The organism is Microbacterium faecale, assembly GCF_014640975.1.
GTDB classification, from domain to species: domain Bacteria; phylum Actinomycetota; class Actinomycetes; order Actinomycetales; family Microbacteriaceae; genus Microbacterium; species Microbacterium faecale.
Genome location: NZ_BMHO01000001.1, coordinates 819,230 through 835,714, shown reverse-complemented (window position 1 = coordinate 835,714; position 16,485 = coordinate 819,230). Strand labels below are relative to the sequence as shown.

Genomic DNA, 16,485 nt, shown 5'->3' with positions numbered 1-16,485 from the left:
TCATGGCTGACAAGCTCCGCATCATCGTCGGCGGCGACGACGCCGGCTTCGGGTACAAGGAAACGCTCAAGAAGGACCTCGAGGCCAGCGACCTCGTCGAGAGCGTCGTCGACGTCGGCGTCTCCGAAGACGGCCACACTCCCTATCCCAAGGTCGCGATCGAGGCTGCCGAGAGGATCGCCCGCGGCGAGGCCGACCGCGCGCTGCTGATCTGCGGCACCGGCCTGGGCGTCGCGATCTCCGCGAACAAGGTCGCCGGGATCCGCGCCGTCACCGCGCACGACAGCTACTCGGTCGAGCGGTCGGTCCTCTCGAACAACGCGCAGGTGCTCTGCATGGGTCAGCGCGTCGTGGGTATCGAACTCGCGCGCCGTCTCACGAAGGAGTGGCTGACCTACCACTTCGACGAGTCGTCGGCATCGGCGAAGAAGGTCGCCGTCCTGAACGAGTACGAAACCACCGGGTCCTGCTAGTGCGCCCGGCGGCCCCCGTGATCGGCGTGAGCCTGAAGATGTACTTCGGGCACGCGCCGGCGCGCGCGTGGTTCGACGAGGTCGCCGCGCGCGTCCGCGTGCACGACGCGGTCATGGACGGAGCCGTGGAGCTGTTCATCACGCCCACGTATCTGCAGGTGCTGCCCGCCCTCGAGGCGTTCCGCGGGACGCCGGTGCGGATCGGCACGCAGAACGTCGCCGCAGCGCAGGAGGGCGCGTTCACGGGCGAGGTCTCGGCCGGCGAGCTCGCCGAGGTCGGCGCGACGCTCGCCGAGATCGGGCATGCGGAACGACGCCGGCTCTTCGGCGAGACAGACCGCGACGTCGCCGCGAAGACGCGCGTCTGCCTCGCGAACGGGATCACGCCGCTGCTGTGCATCGGCGAGGAGCGGGAACAGGATCCGAATGCCGCAGCCGACATCGCCCTCGGCCAGCTGCGCGCGGCTCTCGCGGACGCGGAGCCCGGATCCGTCATCGTCGCATACGAGCCCATCTGGGCGATCGGCGCGTCGCAGCCGGCCGGCGACGATCACGTGCGCACGGTCGTCCGCGCCCTACGCGACGAGCTCGAGAGCGACCCCGCACGCGAGGGATCCTCGATCATCTACGGCGGAGCCGCGGGTCCGGGGCTGCTCACAGGACTCGCCGACGACGTCGACGGCGTCTTCCTCGGCCGCTTCGCGCACGATCCCGACGCGCTCGTGTCGGTGCTCGACGAGGCCGCCGAGCTCGCGCGGAGGCCCGCGGCGTGATCGGTCTCGGCACGTACGCATACTTCTGGCAGCACGCGGAGGGGCTCACGCTCGCGCAGGCGTTCGACGACGCGCATGCGCAGGGCGTCGAGCTGTTCCAGATCTGCGACTATGCGCCGCTCGAGTCGATGAGCGACCGAGAGCTGGCGGATGCGGCGCACGCCGCCCGCGAGAACGGGCTGACGATCGAGCTCGGCACCAAGGGCATCGAGCCGGAGCGTCTCTTCCGGTTCCTCCGGCTCGCCGAGGCGTTCGACGCGCGCCTCGTGCGCAGCATGATCCACGGCCCCGATTCGACGCCGAACATCGCGGACGCCCCCGCGATGCTCGCCCCGACCGTCGACGCCTACGCCGCGTCGGGCATCACGCTCGCCCTGGAGACCTACGAACAGGTGGCCACCGCGGACCTCGTCGGAGTGGTCGAAGCGGTCGGCAGCGACGCGCTCGGCATCTGTCTGGATCCGGCGAACGTCGTCGCCAGGCTCGAGCAGCCGACCGACTGCATCGCGCTCGCGGCACCGCACGTGAAGAACGTGCACGTGAAGGACTTCGCGTTCGCCCGGCAGGACGGCTGGGTGGGCTTCACCTACAGCGGCGTCCGGATGGGATCCGGGCTGCACGACTACGCGCACCTCCTCGACGTGGTGCGCCCGCGCGAACGCGGCATCAACGAGATCGTCGAGCACTGGCTTCCGTGGCAGGGCGACGCCACCACCACGATCCGAACCGAGCGGGACTGGACCCGCGCCACCCTGGAACACCTGAGGAGCACTCCATGAGCGAGACGTACAGCATCGCCGTTATCGGCGCCGGCGGAAAGATGGGCATGCGCGTGTCCAACAACCTCGTGCAGACCGACCACGACGTCCGCTACGTCGAGAACTCGCCCGCGGGCCAGGAGCGCACGCGCGAGGCGGGCCGCGAGCTGACGGATGGTCCGACCGCGGTCGCCGATGCCGACATCATTGTGCTCGCGGTCCCGGATCTCGCGCTCGCCGCCGTCACCGCCGAGTACGTTCCGCAGCTGAAGTCGGGCGCGACCTGCCTGACGCTCGACCCGGCCGCCGCGTACGCCGGCCTGCTGACGACGCGCGACGACGTGATCCAGGCCGTCGCGCACCCGTGCCACCCGTCCGTCTTCCTCGAGCGCACCACGAAGGAGGAGTGGGCCGACACGTTCGGCGGGATCGCGGCCCCGCAGGATGCCGTCGCTGCGATCGAGAGCGACGATGAGGCGAAGAAGAAGATCGTCGAGACGACCGTGCGCGCGATCTACGCGCCGGTCATCGACGTGCACTGGGTCACGATCAAGCAGCTCGCGCAGCTCGAGCCGACGCTCGTCGAGACGATCGCCTGCATGATCGGCGAACTGCTCAACGAGGCCCTCGACGAGGCGATCCACACGATGGGCGTGCCCGAGGCCGCCGCGCGCAGCATCCTGTATGGCCACACGCAAGTGGCGCTCGCCAACGGCCTGCGCGGTGACAACCCCTTCAGCGATGCCTGCCTGATCGCGATGAAGTACGGGCGAGAGGCGATCATCAAGGACGACTGGAAGAAGATCTTCCGCGACGACGAGCTCGACAAGAACCTCGCGCAGATGCTGCACCTCGACAAGATCGAGCGCTGAGCGGATCGCCGTTCCGAAGGAGGAAGCACCCATGACACGTCTCGAGGGAAAGACCGCGCTCATCACGGGCGCCGCGAGCGGCATCGGTCTCGCGGTCGCGACACGGCTCGCGACTGACGGCGCGCGCGTCGTCATCGCCGACCGCGACACGTCCGCCGCCCGCGCAGCGGCCGAAGGGATCCGCGCACAGCTCGCGACAGAGGACGAGATCGCGCGCGCCGTCACCGTCGACATCTCCGACGAGGATCAGGTGGCGGCCGCGTTCGACGAGCTCGCCGCCACCGGCTGGACACCCGACGTCGTCGTCGCGAACGCCGGCGTGCAGCTGTTCGGCCAGGACGCGAAGGCCGCGGATCTCGACCTCGATGTCTGGAAGCGCACCGTCGACATCAACCTGACGGGGACGTTCCTCACCGTCAAGCACGCGGTGCGCACGATGCTGCCCGCGGGAGGCGGATCCCTCATCCTCACCGGCAGTCCGACGGGCGTCAACGGCGAGGGCAAGGACTTCACCGCCTACAGCGCGACGAAGGCCGGCATCCACGGGCTCGCGCGCACCGTCGCCGCCGCATACGCCCGCGACGGCATCCGCGTGAACGTGGTCGTGCCCGCCTACACGGAGACATCTCTCGTCACCACGATCAGCGACGACCCGGAGGCGCGCGCTTCGATCGTCGGGCGGATCCCCGTCGGGCGCGCCGGGACGCCGGAGGACGTCGCGGGCGTCATGGCGTTCCTCGCGAGCGACGACGCGGCGTTCGCGACCGGCGCGACATTCACGGTCGACGGCGGCATGACCACGCTGTAGCGGTGCGGGAGCGCGCGACGTCGGCTGTCGCGGCGTGGAATAGTTGAACCGGCATCGCCGACTTCGTGTCTCATCATTGGATCCGTCGCGAGCAGCCATGAAACGCGACCGTGATCGGCCGGGCGAGGGGAATGACATGACGTGGGTCCGCGAGCAGGTGCGTCCGGTCGCGCTCGGCGACTGGTCGCTCGAGCTCCGCGATGACGACATCGCGCGGATCCGGTTCCGTGGCGGCGACGTGCTGCGCTCGGTGCGCGCCGTGGTGCGCGACCGCGATTGGGCAACGGCCGCGTGGCGCGTCGCGTCGGTCGACGTGTCGAACGGGGCTGCGAATCGCGGCCCCTCCGTCGATGCACGCGGAGAGGCGCTCGCTGAGTCGGCGGAGGAGGCCTCCCGGCCGCGCACGGGGCCTGATGCCGAGGGCGCACTGTCCGACATCATCGCCCGCGCGCGCGTCATCCTCCGATCTGACTCGTTCGGCGCCGATCTGCGCGCGGTGCTCGACCTCGTCGCGCGCGGGTCCGCCCTCACGGTCTCGCTCGAACTGACCACCGCGCGCGACTTCGAGACGAACCGCACCGGCCTCGTCGTGCTGCACTCGCCGTCACTGGCCGGATCCCCGCTGGCAGTCGAGCACGCATCCGGTGGGACCACGCACACGGCGTTTCCCACCGACATCTCCCCGCATCAGCCGGCGTTCGATATCGCATCGCTGTCGGCGGCCGGTATGCACGTCGCCTTCGAGGGCGATGCGTTCGAGATGGAAGACCAGCGCAACTGGACCGACGCGTCGTACAAGACCTACAGCCGCCCGCTGTCGCTGCCGTTCCCCTACCCTCTCGCGGCGGGCGAGACGGTGCGTCAATCCGTGACGGTCACGGTGGATCCGCGTCGCTTCGGCAGGAGAATTCGTCCACCGGAGGACGACTCGGGCGATATCGTCCTCCGCTCACCGCACTCTCCTTCTGTGGGCTCCCTGACCTTCACCGAGGCCGGGCCGATGCCGGCCATTTCGGTGGGAGCGTCGACCGCGCCCGGCGATGGGCCGGCCGGTCAGATCGGTTCCTCGCTGCTCGTCGAGCTCGACCTCGGCTGGAGCGGGTGGCGCGCCGCGCTCGCCCGGGCCTCCGGGAGCGGCGTCCCGCTCGACGTCCGGCTGGTCCTGCCGGAGGCGGGATCCTCGACCGCCGTCACCGACGCCGTGCGGGAACTCGCGCCGCACCGCGTCGCCCGCGTCGCCGTCTTCCAACCCGCCGGCCACGACGCCGAGCACGTCACCGATGCCGCCGCGGCGTGGGTCCTGCGCACGGCCCTCGCCGAGCGGAACCTCGCCTGGCCGATCATCGGCGGCGCGCGCTCGCACTTCACGGAGCTGAACCGCGAGCAGCACCGGCTCCCCGACGACCTCGACGGGGTCGTGTTCAGCACGACGCCGCTGTTCCACACCCTCGAGACGCTGCAGCTGGAAGAGTCCATCCCGATGCAGCGACTCGTGGCGGAACAGACGACGCGGATCGCGGGCGGGGTGCCCGTGCACGTCGGCCCGATCACGCTGCGCACGCACGTCAACAACGTCGCGACCACGGCGCCACCGCGCCCCGTCGGTGCCGATCTCACAGAGGGCTACGGCCCCGCGCTCCTCGACGCCGACGACGGCCGTCAGACCTCGCCCGAACTCGCGGCGTGGACGATCGCGAGTGCCGCCGCTCTGACGGTGGCGGGCGTCGCATCGCTGTCCTATTTCGAGGAGTGGGGGCCGCGCGGCATCCGTGACGCGGACGGAACCGACTACCCCGTCGCCGACGCGATCCGCGCGCTCGCCGACCTCGACGGATCCGTCGAAACCGCACACACGGCCGACGGAAAGATCTGGGCGATCCGCTCGGCTGAGACGCTTCTCGTCGCGAACATCGATGCGGCGGAACGTGCGGTCGACCTCGACGGGCGCCGTGTCGCGCTCGCGCCGCGGTCATGGAGCTCCATCACGCTCTGAGGGCGCATGCGCCGTCCCGGCACGCGGTCAGTCGTGGTGGAAGACCTCGGGGATCGGGAACCACTGCTCGGCCTCGGGCGTATCCGGCAGCCGCGTCTGCAGCGGCTTCTGGATCGCCCACCACTTCTGCGTCGCGGGATCAGCCGCCATCTTCGCCATGTCCCCCTCGTAATCGTCGCCGACGTACTCGTAGTAGGAGAAGAGCAGGTCGCCGTACCGGAAGATCGAGTAGTTGCGGATATTGCAGTCCGTGATCGTCTGCAGCACCTCCGGCCAAACCGCGGCGTGATACGCCTCATACTCTTCCCGATTCGCGGGATCCAGGCCGATGACGGATGCGATGCGCTTCATGTCTCCACTCTGCCATCGGCGGGCGCCCCAGCGGAACGGTCTGGCTCAGCTACGACGCCTCGCCCTCCACGGGTTCGAGGCCGATGAACTTCATCCGGTCTTCGCCGTAGAAGCACGTCTGCAGGGCGAGCTCGCCGTCGAGCCCGACGATGTCGTCGACGGTCGCCCACGTCTTCGGCGTGTAGACGATGTCGACCACTTCGTACACCTGATCGTCGCCGTCGAGCTGGATCCACTGCCCGGACTCCCATGGCAGCAGCACGTCGCCGGCGCAATTGTTATGTGCGGCCCACACCGGCGGCACGTCGCCGTGCTCATAGGAACTCATCTCAGTGAACGTGCCGTCGCAGCGGTCGAGCTCCGACATGCCGCCGGTCGCGCCCAGGTTGACGCTCGGAAGCTCGTCGAGCGTCTCCTCGCGGATGGTGTCGACCGCTCCGGAAACGGTGCTCTTGGCCTCACCGTACGCGCGTTCCACCGCCTGCGGAGCGAAGAGCACGCCGGCGGCGAGCGCACCGCCGACGCCCAGGAGCGTGATTCCGATGACAGTGGACACCCGGATCCGGCGTCTGCGCGGTCGTCGTGTGCTTCGCATTGTTCGCCTCCTGGGTAACCGTTCGCGTGGGCCCGCTACGCGGGCAGCTGACACCCTGTGGCCAGGACGTACATGTACGGGCCGTGGACCCCGACGGCGACGACCGCGAACGCGGCGAGCATCGTCAGAAAGGTCGCGATCGGCAACAGCGCGGAACGGATCGCCGTCGGCGCCACGAGCTGATGCACGCGGCTCGGGCCGGCGGCGTGCAGGACCGGGGCAGCCGTCGCGCCACGGAAGATGTCGGCACTGATGTGCGGGGATCCGAGTTTCAGCAGCGCACTCGCCAGCGCGGGCGTGCCTGCGCGGTGGCGGGCGTGGTTGTCCGCGGCGATCTCGAGATAGTGCGGGATTGCGTCCGCAACCGCCGCCACGAGAGGGATCCAGCGCAGCGGCCAGGCGATCGCTTCGATGGCGCCGATGATCAGATGGTGCCGCTGCCGCACGTGCGCGCGCTCGTGCTCGAGCACGGCGATCGTCTCGTCGGGATCCAGTGCGGACAGCAGGCCGGTCGAGATGACGATGCCGCCTCGACGGCGCGGCAGCGAGAACGCCAGCGGGTGCGCGTCCTCGACGAGGAGGACGTCGATTCCCCGCACCGTCGCTCGTGTGGCCTGAGACGCGACGGCGGCCGCGGCGGCGCGGGTGCGTTGCGCGTGGCGAAGCGCGCGCAGGATCCCGATGCCGACGAGAGCGGCGAGCACAGCCGCCGGGAGCGCGAGCAGCAGGACCCTGGGCACGGAAGTCTCGATCATGTTCGTGGGGTCGAACGGGCTGGCCGCGGCGAGGCAGCGCTGACAGACCTGCCCCAGGGGCTCCGACAGCACCCGCGGTCCCGTCATGAGCCACGCCAGTACGAGACTGACCGCGGCGAACGCCGCGACCCACAGCGCGAGGCTGCTCGCGAGGATCACGACGGCCGCGCGGGGGGTGCGCATGAGCAGCGGAGAGGCCGCTCGGATCAGGTGCGGGCCAGCCGCCGCCGCGAGGACGAGCGCGACGACCAGCAGGAGCGGCATGACGAACGGCGTCATCCGTCACCTCGCTGCTCTTCGAGGTACGCGCGGAGCAGCTCCGCGTCGTGCGGGTCGATGGAGTCGATGAAATGCAGGATGGACGCCACGCGGTCGTGACTCGTCGACAGGGCCTGTCCCATGAGTCGTGCGGCATGGACATCTCTCGTGTGGCGTGCCGCGTACCGCACGGAGCGGCCCTCTTTCTTCGGCGCGACCAGCTCCTTGCGCTCGAGGTTCCCGAGCACGGTCGCGATCGTCGTGTATGCGTGCTTGCCGCCGATGTGCGTGATCACGTCGCGCACCGTGGATGGGCCCTCGTCCCACAGCACGTTCATCACCTGCTGTTCCAGCGCGCCGAGGCGCAGGAGCTCGCTTCTCGTCGTCGCGTCGGTCATGCCGCCACCGCCGACCTGAGCGCCGGGGTCGGACACGACACCTGACCGCGCAGTCGCCAGACGACGGCGACCGCGGCGAGCACGAGGGCGACGACAGCCAGTACGGGCTGCAGCGGCGCGAACCAGGTGAGGGCGCCGGTGTATCCGAGAGCGAGCAGGGCGATCTTGTTGCAGACGGGGCACCCGACGGCGAACCACGCCAACACCCCGGCCGCGCCACCGACTCTCGCGCTGCGCCGGCTCTCCGCCGACGGGCGCGCGTCGTCGTCGCCGGCCGGAGCGTGCGGCGGACGGATGTACGTGGCGATCAGGATCCCGGTCAACGCCGACGTGACGATCCAGACGGGATAGTTCCAGGGAACAGGAGGGATGTCGCGCACGAAGACGGAGTTCGGGATCAGCACCGTCACGAGCCCGACGATCAGCGCGACGACAACGGCGGCGGCGGTCGCGACGATGACCTGCCGAGGACTCCACATCCGCAGTGCCCGATACGCGAGCACCGTGGCCTCTGCCTGACGACGTACCCAGCGTGCGAAACCGTTCATGTGATCTACTATGCCAGATAGATTACTATTGTGCATAGTTGATCCGGCGGTCTCACGAGACCCTGTCCCGGCGGGTCAGTGCGTTCGCACCTCGCCGCACCCCGATCTTTGGAGAAGAAGTCCGTATGACCTCGCGCGATTCCCCGTCCCGCCCGCGCCGTTCACGCATGGTGCTGCTGATCGCCGGACTCCTCGCCGCGTTCATCATCATCGTCGTGATCGCCCAGCTGACGATGAACTCCACGAATTCGGCGGCGCCCAGCGCCCCGACACCGCCCGCGGCGGAGACGCCGTCTCCCGACGGTCAGTCGGCCGGCCCGAGCGAAGGGCCGAGCGCCGAGGAAGGCGAGCACCCGTCGGATTCGCCGCTCGTCCGGAGGGATCCGGATGACCCGATGGCCGTCGGCGACGTCGACGCCCCCGTGGTGCTGATCGAGTGGACCGATCTGCGGTGCCCATTCTGCGCCTCCTTCAATCAGGACACCTACCCCACCATCGTCGAGGAGTACATCGACGCGGGCCTCGTGCGCTTCGAGGTCGTCGACGTCGCGTTCTTCGGTGACGAGTCGGTCGACGGACAGATCGCCGCACGCGCAGCGGGCGAGCAGGGGAGGTTCTTCGAGTTCCTCGATGTTGCCTACGCCGCCGCGCCCGACAGGGGCCACCCCGACATGCCGCGAGAGAAGCTGATCGGCTTCGCGGAAGATGCCGGCGTGCCCGACATCGAGCAGTTCACGGCTGACCTCGACGACCCGGAGATGCGCACGGCCGCGGAACAGAGCACCGCCTATGCACAGCAGGTGGGGGTCAACGCGGTCCCGTTCTTCCTCGCGGGCGACGTCGCCCTCTCCGGCGCACAGCCCGTGGACGTCTTCCGCGACTACCTGGACCAGGCCATCGAGAGCGCGGGCTGAGCCATGAGCATCGGGTTTCTCGGCGCCTTCATCGGCGGGCTGCTCACGCTCCTCAGCCCCTGCTCGGTGATGCTGCTGCCGGCGTTCTTCTCCTACGCGTTCTCCGACGTCCGCAAGCTGATCGCGCGAACCGGGATCTTCTACCTCGGCCTCATCACGACGCTCCTCCCCCTCGGTGTGCTCGCCGGAACGTTGGGCTCGTTCGTCAATCAGCACCGCTACACGCTCGTCACCGTCGCCGCGGGCATCGTGATCGTGCTCGGTGCCCTCATGCTCCTCAACGTTCCGCTGCCCTTCCTCCGCGGCGGGCAGGGCTCGGCGGAGAGCACCTCACCCGTGTCGGTCTACGCGCTCGGCACGGTGTACGGCCTCGCCGGCGTCTGCGCGGGCCCGCTGCTGGGCGCGGTGCTCACCGTCGCCGCGGTGACGGGCAGCGCTCTGTACGGCGGGCTCATCCTGCTCCTGTTCGCCGCCGGCATGGCCCTGCCGTTGCTCATCCTCGCACTCGTGTGGGGCCGGCTGCCGTTCGTGCGCCGCCTCATCCGACCGCGCGAGGTGCGTATCGGTCGCTGGCGCAACACGTGGACGGGCATCATCGGCGGCGCGCTCACCATCGCGCTCGGCGTGCTGCTGATCGTCACGAGCGGGACGTCCTCCCTCGGCGGCCTGCTCGACGCGTCCACGCAGGTCGAGATCGAAGGCTGGGCCTACCAGGCGACCAGCGGCGTCCCCGACTGGCTCGTCGCGGCCGTCGTCGTCCTCATCGCCGGCGGTGCCTGGCTCTTCATGCACCGGCGACGGGTGAAGGAACGCAGGCGCGCTGCATCGGCGTCGGCCTCCGGGTAGCCACGGAGGCTTTCGCCCCCCCGGTTTACTCCACGCTCAGCACGAAGCGCGCATATCCCGTCATCATCGGCTCGCCTGAGTCCGTCGCTTCGACGATCACGTGCGTCACGGATCCTGTTGGCGCGTCGTCGGCAATGGCCACCAACACGGCTGACTCAGCGAGCTCGATGTGCGCGCGCGAAGTCGACGCATTCTCGTCGACGTAGGTGCGGATCCGCACCTCGTCGCCGTCGGGGTCCATCACCGTAAAGGCCAGCTCGACCCGCTCCCCGGCAGAGACGACGCGATGTTCGGGTCCGTCGGCATCTACTCGAGGCGCGTGATTGGCGTCGGCATATTCAGGAGTCACAGACCATCGCAGGCGTGCTGCAAAGTCGCGCTGATACGCGCCGAACCACTGCCCCACCTCACCACGGTCCGTGATCGGGCCAGCTAGCCCTTGCCCGGAATCCCCTACGCTGTGCCAACGATGAGGATCGTGAGCGTCGCGCTCTTGACGCCCACCCCACCCGCCAAACGATGGATGCTCCCAGTTACGCAAGCCGTTGTCGATGTGCAGCGCGAAGGCGGATGAGTCTCCCTCGGAGATCCAGGATCCCGCGGGTTGAATCGGGCACCACACGACGTACCCCTGGGCCTCGAGGTCTTCCTTCCTCGGATCCACCAGCCCGAAATAGTCGCCCTCGTCGAACCCATCGGCCATGTGCTTGCCGTCGCCCCACACGCGGTACTCCTCGCCGATCGGGCCCACGCTCGTGACGTTCTCGCGCATCCAGTTCGGGGACAGATAGACGGCATCCTCTTCCGGCACGACCGCAGACGCGAAGTACCCCCACGCCGTCGTCGCGACATCGCGGAACTCCAGATCGGGCCACCTCGGACGGATGTATTCCGCGAATGTGCCATCTTGCTCGGCGAATGCCGTGATGACCGTACGACGAGTGATCAATGCGTAGATCTCGTCCCACCGTTCAGTGCCGAAGAACTCTTCCTCGATCGAGAGCAGCGCGCGTGCGATCGTATTCATGCCGCCCCATGCCTGCGCGAACACCTGGCCAGGTGCGTCGCCGAGGAGCACGTCTCGTACGAGATCCGAGCCCGGAGTCGGTTCGTCCGTATCGCCGACGTTCTTGACGTTCCCGACCTTGACAAGCCTCCGTAGATCCGCGGGCAACGGGTAGCGCGGGTCGTGACGCACCAGATTGTCGTATGCCTTCTCGTACGCGTCGACCGCGATGTCGATGTGCATCCGGTCACCCGGGGCTGGCCATCGGTACGGGGCGATGTCCTTCACGGAGTCACCTGCGTAATGGAACTGGCTCGCCGAGTACACGAGGGCCGCAATGTCGATCTCGTTGCTATAGAGCAGCAATCGCAGCATCGAGTTGAGGTCGTCGAGTTCTGGATCTGTCGTGACGACGATACGCGGCGTGGCGAGCGGATCTGGTTCGATCACAGGCAGGCCTCCCCGATCTCGCGCGCGGCACGCACTGCCCTGGGGTCCGCGCCGCCCGGCCACGGTCCGCGTACGATCGTGTACCCGAATGCGACGCCGGTGATGGGGTCTACACAGCCGAGCGCGCCCATCGCACCGTCGTGACCGAAGCTCCGAGCGCTGCCGAACGCAAGTTGCTGGCTTGGCTTCTGGAAAATAATCGAATGCGCACGGTCCTGCTGTCCCAGCACTTCGTCGAATCCCCGCACCTGCTGCTCACCGATGATCGATACGGTGTCGGCGTCGAGAATCGCTGCCGCACCGTCGAGACCCGTCACTGCCCCGGCGAGCAGCGTCGCGACACCACGCGCCGTCGTCGTGGCGGACCCGGCCGGGTGCCCGAATCGATACGATTCCTCGGATCCCGCGAGGTCCACGTGCGCTCCGGGGCGCGTGCCGAAGGCGGCATCACGCAGGGGAAAGTGTCCCTGCGGCGCGGGACGCTCGCCCAGCGGCGGAATGATCGGCTGCAGCGGCACGAGACGGTCATCAAGCTCGCGCGGTAGCCCGAGATAGAAGTCCGCTCGTGTCGGTCGACGCAGTTCTGCCTCGTAGAATTCGTGGATCGTCCGACCATCAGTACGTTGCACGGCCGCGTCGACGAGATTGCCGATTGTGATCGCGTGATATCCGAATGCTGACCCCGGACGCCAGTATGGACGGGACCCTGCGAGCCGCTCGGCACCGCGGTGATTGTCGAGCAGCTCCTCCCACGAGAGGTTGGGGTCGGTGTCGGGGAGTCCCGCCTGGTGAGAAAAGAGCTGTCGCCCGGTGACGTGCGCTTTGCCGTGAGCGGCGAACTCCGGCCACCACTCGGCGACGGGCGCATCGAGATCAAGAAGACCGCGCTGAACGAGCAATCCGATCACGAGTCCCGCGGTGTTCTTCGACGTCGAATACGGCACAGTGAGCGAGTCAGGTGCCATATCCGGACCGCCATACACATCGAGCACGAGGCGGCCATCGACGTATGCGGACATCTGAAATGACAGGTTCGGATCCGCGACGAGATGGTCCTCGAAGCGCTCGACGATATTCGCGAGCCGCTCGTCGGCGGTGCCCTTCAGCTTGCCGTCATAGGTAGACATCATGAGTGCTCCTCTTCTTGTGACATCACGAACGCGTGACGCTCCGCACGCCGCCTCGCCTGCGCGGCAGGATTCGGCACGGGAGATGCCAACAGCAGGCGCTGCGTGTACGGATGGTCCGGCTCTGTCGTCACCTTGTCGACGTCACCCTGCTCAACGATCTCTCCGCGGTACACCACCGCGACGCGGTGGCTGATGTGACGGATCACACTGAGGTCGTGCGACACGAACAAATAAGCGACGTCGGTGCGCTCCTGAATCTCGATGAGGAGGTCGAGCACGCGCTGTTGGGTGGTGAGGTCCAGTGCCGACACAGGCTCGTCGCACACGATCAGCTTCGGTTCAAGCGCGAGCGACCGCGCGATCGCGATGCGTTGGCGTTGACCGCCCGAGAACTCCTTCGGAAGTCGCCCCGCGGCATCAGACGGCATGCCGACGCGATCCAGAAGGTCCGTGATCCGCTTCGTCGCCCGAGCACCATCGACACCGGCCTGCTTGAGCGGCTCGCTGAGGATATCGCCAACAGTGAGCGACGGGTTCAAAGACGTGTAAGGGTCCTGAAACACCACCTGAATGTCGCTGCTGAGGCTGCGCCGCTCGCGTCGTGTCAGCTCAGCGATGTTCCGTCCGTCATAGGTTATGGTGCCTCCGGTGACGGGCGCCAACCCCAGCACGGCACGCCCGAGCGTCGACTTCCCCGATCCCGATTCGCCGACGATGCCAAGCGTCTCGCCGGGTTTCACAGAGAGAGAAACTCCGTTGAGAGCGCGAAACGGTGGTTTCCTCCAACCACGGAGGGGGAACTCGACGATGAGATCATCGACGCGCAGCAGGTCGTCAGCCATTAGATGCCCTCCTTCTCACGCTGTCGGCGAGATTTGCCGCCCTCGAGCGATGCCCCCAGCAGTGCCCTTGTGTAATCGTGACGGGGCGCGTCGAAGAGATTCGCGACGGTCTGATGTTCCACGATCGCACCGAACTGCATGACGTATACCTCGTCACAGATGTCGGCCACGACGCCGAAGTCGTGAGTGACGATCAGGAGCCCCATCCCGCGCTCCTGCTGCAGGCCGCGTAGAAGATCGAGGATCTCGGCTTGAATGGTGACATCGAGCGCTGTCGTCGGTTCGTCGGCAATCAACAGCCGCGGCTCGCAGGAGACCGCTCCCGCGATCAGCACACGCTGTGCCATGCCGCCTGAGATCTGATGTGGATACGACGCCATGACGCGCTTCGGCTGCGGGATACCGACGCGTTCGAGGAGGGCGACGGCGCGCGACGATGCTTCACTTCTGCTGACCTTCATGTGACGCCGAATCGGCTCGATCAGCTGACTGCCGATAGTGAAGGCGGGATCGAGGTTGCTCATCGGCTCCTGGGGGATGTACCCGATCTCCGCACCGAGCATGCGCAATCGCTGCTTGTGCGTCACCATCTCACCGTCGATCGCGATGGAGCCGGCGGTGATACGTCCCCCGTCGGAAAGGAGACCGAGCGTTGCCAATGCGGTCTGGGTCTTTCCCGAACCGGACTCTCCCACGAGGCCAACCACCGATCCTGCATTCAGATCGATGTCCACCCCGTGGACGACCTCGGAGTCGTTCCCGGACCGCCCGAACGCGATCCGCAGATCTCGCACGCTCAGGAGGTCGCCCTCGCGTCGGGACACCGCGGAAGAGCTGACGGCGTCGGCGGAGGGCCGGGCCGGAGGTGTGCGCGGCTTGTCGGACTCGTCAAGCGCATCGCGCAGCGCGTTGGCGAACAGGGCGAAGGCAGCGATCGTGACGCCGAGCGCGAGCCCGGGCCACAGAACGAGGTGGTCGGCGCGGAAGATGTTCTGAAATCCCTCGTTCAACGACTGGCCCCAGCTCGGAACGTTGCGATCGCCGAGCCCCAAGAATTCGAGCCCCGCTTGAATCATGAGGCCGAGCGCCGCCACCATCGCCGCTTGGATCACGATCGGCGCTCTCACCACCGTCAGGACGTGCCGGGCGATGATTCGAACGTCGGACACTCCGGATACCCGCGCGGCATCGACGTAGAGCTCGTCCCGCACGGAGCGCACGGAGGCCCGCACGAGGTTGAAGAAAGAAGGCGCGAGGAGGACGCCGAAAACGAGCATCGCCATCCACATCGAGGTGCTGACCGAGGCGCGAAACGCGAGCAATACGACGATCCCGGGCAGTGCCAGAATGGCGCTCGAGATCCACATGCCGACCGTGTCGAACCAGCGTCCGTAGAAGCCAGCGATGAGACCAGTGGGGACGCCGACGAGCATCGAGACACCGACCGCGATCGCGGCGCCGATGAGCGATGAACGCGCGCCGTAGATCAGGAGCGACACGACATCGCGCCCCGCTCCATCAGTTCCGAGGAGATGACCATCGCCTCCGTGTTCGAAAAGGCGCGTGAGGTCGCTCTCGTCGGCACCGTAGGGGGCGATGATATCGGCGAATACTGCGACGGTGACCACGACCACGATCGCGATGCCCGCGATCAAGCCCGCTGGATTGCGCAGCGCGCGGAGCACGACCGAGCCGCGCTTGAATGTCGGTTCGCCGGTCGGGAGGGGTGCGGTGTATTCGCTGGTCATGACAGACGCGCCTTCGGGTTGAAGAATCCGACTCCGAGGTCGATGACGATGTTGACGATGACGACGATGAGCGTCGTGACGAGCACGACGCCGAGCACGAGCGGCAGGTCGCCTTGCGCAGTCGACGACACGAGTACTTGGCCCATTCCGGGAATCGCGAAGATTCGCTCAACGAAGACGGCACCGCCGAGGAGTCCGATGAACTGCAGGCCGAGAACCGTCAGTCCCGTGACGCCCGCGCTGCGGAGGACGTGTTTGAAAACGAGCGACGTCGTTGAGATCCCGCGCGCGCGCAGTGTGCGCACCCAGTCCTGCTGCAGCACATCCATCACGGCCCCGCGCACTTGTTGCGCGGTCGCCGTAACGGCGCCGACGGCCAGCGCTGTCACGGGCAGGACAATCGACCGCACCCAACCGCCGAGATCCTCACCGATCGGCACGTATCCGGTCGCCGGAAAGATCGGCACGTTGATCGCGAGCCAGATGACGAGCATGAGCGCGAGCCAGAAGCCCGGCAAGGCGAAACCAGCGACCGAAAGCACCTGCAGCACTTTGTCCAGCCAGCCACGGAAATACGCTGCCGCGAGTCCGAGCGCCACCGCGACGACGGCGGCGACGATCGTGGTGACGATGACCAGACTGAGAGTCGCTGGCACGCGCGTCGCCATCGCGTGCGCGACGGACTCGTTCGTGAACCACGAGACGCCGAGATCACCGCGCAAGGCAGCTCCTGCCCAGGTCAGGTACTGCTCGATCAGGGGACGATCGAGGCCGAGGTCCGCGGTCTTCGCCGCGACTTGCTCAACGGTCGCCGTCTGGCCGAGGATCTGCCGGGCCACGTCTGCGGATCCAGCGCGCATCAGGATGAACGCCAACGAGGGGATCAGGACGACGAGGACCAAGCCAGAGGCGACGCGCTTCGCGAGGAATGTCAGCATAGGTGCATCCGATTGTCGACGGACGCGCC

At 67.7% G+C, this 16,485-nt stretch carries 18 protein-coding genes; 8 read left to right on the top strand and 10 right to left on the bottom strand.

Annotated elements, in window-relative coordinates:
* The first annotated feature begins 2 nt into the window (after positions 1 to 2).
* From IEW87_RS03790 to IEW87_RS03765, 6 genes are all read left to right on the top strand, one after another.
* Positions 3 to 473: a ribose-5-phosphate isomerase gene (locus IEW87_RS03790; RefSeq protein ID WP_188710965.1), complete on the top strand. Its 471-nt coding sequence runs from the start codon at positions 3 to 5 to the stop codon at positions 471 to 473.
* 26 nt (positions 474 to 499) lie between these two features.
* A complete protein-coding gene (locus tag IEW87_RS03785; RefSeq protein ID WP_308420911.1) occupies positions 500 to 1,246 on the top strand; it encodes a triose-phosphate isomerase family protein in 747 nt (248 codons plus the stop codon).
* The gene (locus tag IEW87_RS03780) at positions 1,243 to 2,025 is read left to right on the top strand and encodes a sugar phosphate isomerase/epimerase family protein (RefSeq protein ID WP_188710963.1); all 783 of its coding nucleotides are present in this window, start codon (positions 1,243 to 1,245) and stop codon (positions 2,023 to 2,025) included. Before IEW87_RS03785 ends, IEW87_RS03780 begins: the two co-directional genes overlap by 4 nt.
* Positions 2,022 to 2,876: a phosphogluconate dehydrogenase C-terminal domain-containing protein gene (locus IEW87_RS03775; RefSeq protein WP_188710962.1), complete on the top strand. Its 855-nt coding sequence runs from the start codon at positions 2,022 to 2,024 to the stop codon at positions 2,874 to 2,876. The genes IEW87_RS03780 and IEW87_RS03775 overlap by 4 nt, the downstream gene beginning before the upstream one ends.
* Before the next feature lie 31 nt (positions 2,877 to 2,907).
* Positions 2,908 to 3,684 (top strand): SDR family NAD(P)-dependent oxidoreductase, encoded by a 777-nt coding sequence (locus IEW87_RS03770; protein WP_188710961.1) that lies wholly within the window; start codon positions 2,908 to 2,910, stop codon positions 3,682 to 3,684.
* Between the two features lie 136 nt (positions 3,685 to 3,820).
* The gene (locus tag IEW87_RS03765) at positions 3,821 to 5,677 is read left to right on the top strand and encodes a D-apionate lactonase family protein (RefSeq protein WP_188710960.1); all 1,857 of its coding nucleotides are present in this window, start codon (positions 3,821 to 3,823) and stop codon (positions 5,675 to 5,677) included.
* Between the two features lie 27 nt (positions 5,678 to 5,704).
* Here IEW87_RS03765 and IEW87_RS03760 read toward each other — a convergent pair whose 3' ends face one another.
* The 5 genes from IEW87_RS03760 to IEW87_RS03740 form a co-directional block, all read right to left on the bottom strand.
* Positions 5,705 to 6,028, bottom strand: a complete 324-nt coding sequence (locus tag IEW87_RS03760) for an L-rhamnose mutarotase (protein WP_188710959.1) — start codon at positions 6,026 to 6,028, stop codon at positions 5,705 to 5,707.
* Positions 6,029 to 6,077: 49 nt separating this feature from the next.
* The gene (locus tag IEW87_RS03755; RefSeq protein ID WP_188710958.1) at positions 6,078 to 6,584 is read right to left on the bottom strand and encodes a hypothetical protein; all 507 of its coding nucleotides are present in this window, start codon (positions 6,582 to 6,584) and stop codon (positions 6,078 to 6,080) included.
* Between the two features lie 74 nt (positions 6,585 to 6,658).
* On the bottom strand, positions 6,659 to 7,657 hold the full coding sequence (locus tag IEW87_RS03750; protein WP_188710957.1) for a M56 family metallopeptidase: 999 nt from the start codon (positions 7,655 to 7,657) through the stop codon (positions 6,659 to 6,661).
* Positions 7,654 to 8,034: a BlaI/MecI/CopY family transcriptional regulator gene (locus tag IEW87_RS03745; protein ID WP_188710956.1), complete on the bottom strand. Its 381-nt coding sequence runs from the start codon at positions 8,032 to 8,034 to the stop codon at positions 7,654 to 7,656. The genes IEW87_RS03750 and IEW87_RS03745 overlap by 4 nt, the downstream gene beginning before the upstream one ends.
* The gene (locus IEW87_RS03740) at positions 8,031 to 8,582 is read right to left on the bottom strand and encodes a hypothetical protein (RefSeq protein ID WP_188710955.1); all 552 of its coding nucleotides are present in this window, start codon (positions 8,580 to 8,582) and stop codon (positions 8,031 to 8,033) included. The genes IEW87_RS03745 and IEW87_RS03740 overlap by 4 nt, the downstream gene beginning before the upstream one ends.
* Before the next feature lie 125 nt (positions 8,583 to 8,707).
* On the opposite strand from IEW87_RS03740, the gene IEW87_RS03735 reads away from it, so the two are divergent.
* Both IEW87_RS03735 and IEW87_RS03730 read left to right on the top strand, forming a co-directional pair.
* Positions 8,708 to 9,496: a DsbA family protein gene (locus IEW87_RS03735; protein WP_188710954.1), complete on the top strand. Its 789-nt coding sequence runs from the start codon at positions 8,708 to 8,710 to the stop codon at positions 9,494 to 9,496.
* A 3-nt stretch (positions 9,497 to 9,499) separates the two neighbouring features.
* Positions 9,500 to 10,342, top strand: coding sequence for a cytochrome c biogenesis CcdA family protein (locus IEW87_RS03730; protein ID WP_188710953.1), 843 nt, complete (start codon positions 9,500 to 9,502; stop codon positions 10,340 to 10,342).
* A 25-nt stretch (positions 10,343 to 10,367) separates the two neighbouring features.
* Here the strand turns inward: IEW87_RS03730 and IEW87_RS03725 are convergent, their stop codons facing one another.
* The 5 genes from IEW87_RS03725 to IEW87_RS03705 are packed head-to-tail and all read right to left on the bottom strand — an operon-like array spanning position 10,368 to position 16,456.
* The gene (locus tag IEW87_RS03725) at positions 10,368 to 11,798 is read right to left on the bottom strand and encodes a DUF1593 domain-containing protein (RefSeq protein ID WP_229730913.1); all 1,431 of its coding nucleotides are present in this window, start codon (positions 11,796 to 11,798) and stop codon (positions 10,368 to 10,370) included.
* On the bottom strand, positions 11,795 to 12,928 hold the full coding sequence (locus tag IEW87_RS03720) for a serine hydrolase domain-containing protein (RefSeq protein ID WP_188710952.1): 1,134 nt from the start codon (positions 12,926 to 12,928) through the stop codon (positions 11,795 to 11,797). The genes IEW87_RS03725 and IEW87_RS03720 overlap by 4 nt, the downstream gene beginning before the upstream one ends.
* A complete protein-coding gene (locus IEW87_RS03715) occupies positions 12,925 to 13,770 on the bottom strand; it encodes an ATP-binding cassette domain-containing protein (RefSeq protein WP_188710951.1) in 846 nt (281 codons plus the stop codon). Before IEW87_RS03715 ends, IEW87_RS03720 begins: the two co-directional genes overlap by 4 nt.
* Entirely contained in the window at positions 13,770 to 15,518 is a 1,749-nt protein-coding gene (locus IEW87_RS03710; protein WP_188710950.1) for a dipeptide/oligopeptide/nickel ABC transporter permease/ATP-binding protein, read from the bottom strand. The genes IEW87_RS03715 and IEW87_RS03710 overlap by 1 nt, the downstream gene beginning before the upstream one ends.
* Complete coding sequence (locus IEW87_RS03705; RefSeq protein ID WP_188710949.1) at positions 15,515 to 16,456, bottom strand: ABC transporter permease; 942 nt, start codon at positions 16,454 to 16,456, stop codon at positions 15,515 to 15,517. The genes IEW87_RS03710 and IEW87_RS03705 overlap by 4 nt, the downstream gene beginning before the upstream one ends.
* Positions 16,457 to 16,485 lie beyond the last annotated feature (29 nt).

What these genes read in the sequence shown, in the direction of transcription:
- IEW87_RS03790 (WP_188710965.1), top strand. Translation starts at nt 3, where the DNA reads ATGGCTGACAAGCTCCGCATCATCGTCGGCGGCGACGACGCCGGCTTC.
- IEW87_RS03775 (WP_188710962.1), top strand. Translation starts at nt 2,022, where the DNA reads ATGAGCGAGACGTACAGCATCGCCGTTATCGGCGCCGGCGGAAAGATG.
- IEW87_RS03770 (WP_188710961.1), top strand. Translation starts at nt 2,908, where the DNA reads ATGACACGTCTCGAGGGAAAGACCGCGCTCATCACGGGCGCCGCGAGC.
- IEW87_RS03765 (WP_188710960.1), top strand. Translation starts at nt 3,821, where the DNA reads ATGACGTGGGTCCGCGAGCAGGTGCGTCCGGTCGCGCTCGGCGACTGG.
- IEW87_RS03760 (WP_188710959.1), bottom strand. Translation starts at nt 6,028, where the DNA reads ATGAAGCGCATCGCATCCGTCATCGGCCTGGATCCCGCGAATCGGGAA.
- IEW87_RS03750 (WP_188710957.1), bottom strand. Translation starts at nt 7,657, where the DNA reads ATGACGCCGTTCGTCATGCCGCTCCTGCTGGTCGTCGCGCTCGTCCTC.
- IEW87_RS03745 (WP_188710956.1), bottom strand. Translation starts at nt 8,034, where the DNA reads ATGACCGACGCGACGACGAGAAGCGAGCTCCTGCGCCTCGGCGCGCTG.
- IEW87_RS03740 (WP_188710955.1), bottom strand. Translation starts at nt 8,582, where the DNA reads ATGAACGGTTTCGCACGCTGGGTACGTCGTCAGGCAGAGGCCACGGTG.
- IEW87_RS03735 (WP_188710954.1), top strand. Translation starts at nt 8,708, where the DNA reads ATGACCTCGCGCGATTCCCCGTCCCGCCCGCGCCGTTCACGCATGGTG.
- IEW87_RS03730 (WP_188710953.1), top strand. Translation starts at nt 9,500, where the DNA reads ATGAGCATCGGGTTTCTCGGCGCCTTCATCGGCGGGCTGCTCACGCTC.
- IEW87_RS03720 (WP_188710952.1), bottom strand. Translation starts at nt 12,928, where the DNA reads ATGATGTCTACCTATGACGGCAAGCTGAAGGGCACCGCCGACGAGCGG.
- IEW87_RS03715 (WP_188710951.1), bottom strand. Translation starts at nt 13,770, where the DNA reads ATGGCTGACGACCTGCTGCGCGTCGATGATCTCATCGTCGAGTTCCCC.
- IEW87_RS03710 (WP_188710950.1), bottom strand. Translation starts at nt 15,518, where the DNA reads ATGACCAGCGAATACACCGCACCCCTCCCGACCGGCGAACCGACATTC.
- IEW87_RS03705 (WP_188710949.1), bottom strand. Translation starts at nt 16,456, where the DNA reads ATGCTGACATTCCTCGCGAAGCGCGTCGCCTCTGGCTTGGTCCTCGTC.